The following is a 2,728-nucleotide window of genomic DNA, read 5'->3' on the forward strand; positions in this document are numbered from 1 at the left end:
AGAACAGCGTGCGCATGTCATAGATGGAATCGATCGCCACGCCGGCCATGCCGACATCGCCGGCCACGCGCGGGTGATCGGAATCGTAGCCGCGGTGCGTGGCCAGATCGAAGGCCACCGACAGCCCCTTCTGACCGGCCGCAAGGTTGCGGCGGTAGAAGGCGTTGGAATCCTCCGCCGTGGAGAAGCCCGCATACTGGCGGATGGTCCACGGCTGGTTGACGTACATCGTCGGGTAGGGGCCGCGCACGAACGGCGCGATGCCGGGGAAGCTGTCGACGAAGCCAAGGCCGGCGCGGTCGGCGGCGGTGTAGAACGGCTTCACCGCAATGCCTTCCGGCGTCGCCCACGGCGCCACGCCGGCAGCCGGGTCAACCGCCGGGGTCGCGGCTGCGGGATCGAATGCGAGCGTCGAGAAATCCGGGATACGGGACATCGACCGGGCTCCTTTGCCTCAAAGAGTGGTCGCGCCGGCGATGCCGACGACGCCGTGAACGCGGGTGAGGAAGGCGACGAGATTGTCGCCGGCGAACAGGAATTCCTTGACGCCGGCGGCCCGCCAGGCCGCCTCGTTGTCGCCCGGCCGGCCGGCGAGCGCCACCAGCCCGGCACCGGCGGCGGCAAAGGCCGCAGCCGCCGCGGCGGCGGTGGAAAGGCCGCCTTCGCCGCCATCCGCCGGGGCCGCATAGGTCTCGTCGCTGCCGCACAGGCAGACGGCCGTGGCGCCGGATTCCCTGAACGCCTTCACGAGGCCGATGATGTCGCTCTTCGTCTCGTTGCCGGACGCCGGCAGGCCGCCGGCCTCGAAGGCAGCGCGGGCGAAGCCGACGCGGCCGTTGAACGAGCCGGGCGAACCGAGACCGGCCAGAAACACCTTCGGCACCGCGTGACCGGCCGCGACATAGGCGTCCATCGCATCGCGCAGCCCCTCATAGGGCTCGGCAAGGCGGGGGAACGCGAACGCCTCGATCGTCACCGCGCCGGCCGGCTTCTGCACCGCCTGCGCCGCCGGCAGCGGCGCCAGCACGGTGACCGGCGTCTCGGTCAGGTTGGGGAACTCGCTGGTGCCGGTGATCTGCACCTTGCGTCGCGCCACCGCCGCGGCGCGCTCGGCGCGGGTTGCCGCCAGACGCTTCTGCCAGCTGCCGGAGACGAGCGCCGCCGGCAGGCCGCCTTCGGCCTCGATCTCGCGGAACAGCCCCCACGCCGTCGCGGCGAGGTCGGCGGTCAGCGTCTCGAAGCCGCCGGCGCCGGCGGCCGGGTCCGCCACCCGCCACAGGTTCGATTCCTCGGCAAGGACCGACTGGGTGTTGCGGGCCAGGCGGCGGCCGAAATTGTCGGCCAGCCCCAGCGGGGCGGTGTAGGGCAGCACGGTCAGCGCGTCGGCACCGCCGACCGCGGCGGAAAACGCCGCGATGGTGCCGCGCAGCAGGTTGACCCACGGATCGCGCTTCGTGGCGGAGCGCCATGCGGTTTCCGCCAGCAGGCGCACCGGCTTCGGCTCAAGGCCGGCGGCGCGCTCCACCTGCGCCCAGAGGCGACGGAAGGCGCGGAACTTGGCGACGGTGAGGAATTCCTCCACGTCAGCCACCAGCAGGAAGGACAGGCTGTCGCGGGCGTGCTCCAGCGGCACGCCGCCGGCCTCCAGCGCGCGCAGGTAGGCAACGCCGGCCGAGAGGGCCGCGGCCAGCTCCTGCGCTTCCGCCGCGCCGGCCTCGTGGTGCGGCCGGGTATCGACGGTGATGGCAGAGCCCCTGAAACCATGGCTGTCGAGCGCGGCAGCCGTGGAGGCGAGGCGTTCGGCCAGCACCGCCCACGGTGCCGGCAGGAAGCCCGCGTAAACCGCATCGCCGAGCGGATCGACGCCGAAATCGATCGTCACCGAAGCCGGGTCGAGACCGCGCCGGGCGACGACCTCCAGCAGCGCCTCGCGGCCGATCTGCCCGCTGAAGGGCGCCGTTTCCAGACGCAGCGAAATCAGATCGAGGTGCACACCGGCAAGGGCGCGGTCCAGCGTCTCGAACGGCTCGTCGCCGAGCTTCACGCCGAAACCGCGCGCCGCCGGCGCGCCTTCCAGCGACAGCACGAGGCCGCTGGCCCCGTTTTCCAGATCGTCGAGCGCCAGCGCGTTGGCCTCACGCGCGTCGGGGTGATCGAGGCGCTGCACCACGGTCCACGGCGCCAGTTCGGCGCGCAGCGCACGGGCGACATCGCCTTCGGCCTTGGGGTAGAGCGGCGTGGTCTTCAGCCCGTCGAAAGTGCGCGTCGTCAGCACACGGTCGAAGTCGGCCCCCTTCAGAACCTTGTCGACCAGCGTCCGCCACTGCGCCGCTTCACCGGCCGGCTTCTGGGTCTCAGCCACGAGATCGGTCATGACGTCTCCAATCGCGATTCCGGGCGCGGGGCACGCCTCATGGGCGGTTCGGCGCCGGTCTGAACATGGGGCAAACGCGCCCGCAGAAACAGCGCCGCAGGCGCCGTGCCGTCGTCCGGTCCGGGCCCGGCCGCCAGCCCCCCTTAAACCGTCCGCCGGCAGCCCGCAGGCCGCCGGCGGTCTGTCTCTTCGCCCGGGATCAGGCGAACTCGAGGATCACCGCATCCACGGCCAGGCTGTCGCCCGCCTTGCAGTTGATCTTGGCAATGGTGCCGTCGCGCTCGGCGCGCAGCACGTTCTCCATCTTCATCGCCTCGACGATGGCCAGCGGCTCGCCCGCCTTCACTTCCTGAC

General features: G+C 71.7%; 3 protein-coding genes. All 3 read right to left on the minus strand.

What is annotated here, in order from left to right:
• On the minus strand, positions 1-436 hold a 436-nt coding region (locus tag V7067_RS17160; protein ID WP_334177105.1), incomplete at its 3' end, for a methylmalonyl-CoA mutase family protein.
• Between the two features lie 18 nt (positions 437-454).
• The gene (locus tag V7067_RS17165) at positions 455-2,374 is read right to left on the minus strand and encodes a methylmalonyl-CoA mutase family protein (RefSeq protein ID WP_334177106.1); all 1,920 of its coding nucleotides are present in this window, start codon (positions 2,372-2,374) and stop codon (positions 455-457) included.
• A 199-nt stretch (positions 2,375-2,573) separates the two neighbouring features.
• A partial coding sequence (locus V7067_RS17170; RefSeq protein ID WP_334177107.1) for a biotin/lipoyl-containing protein occupies positions 2,574-2,728 on the minus strand: 155 nt, incomplete at its 5' end.

The sequence above is a fragment of the Pseudoxanthobacter sp. genome (assembly GCF_036822375.1).
In the GTDB taxonomy this organism is placed as follows: domain Bacteria; phylum Pseudomonadota; class Alphaproteobacteria; order Rhizobiales; family Segnochrobactraceae; genus Pseudoxanthobacter.

Excerpts from the sequence above, each read along its gene's own strand:
- V7067_RS17165 (WP_334177106.1), bottom strand. The coding sequence starts at position 2,374 with ATGACCGATCTCGTGGCTGAGACCCAGAAGCCGGCCGGTGAAGCGGCG.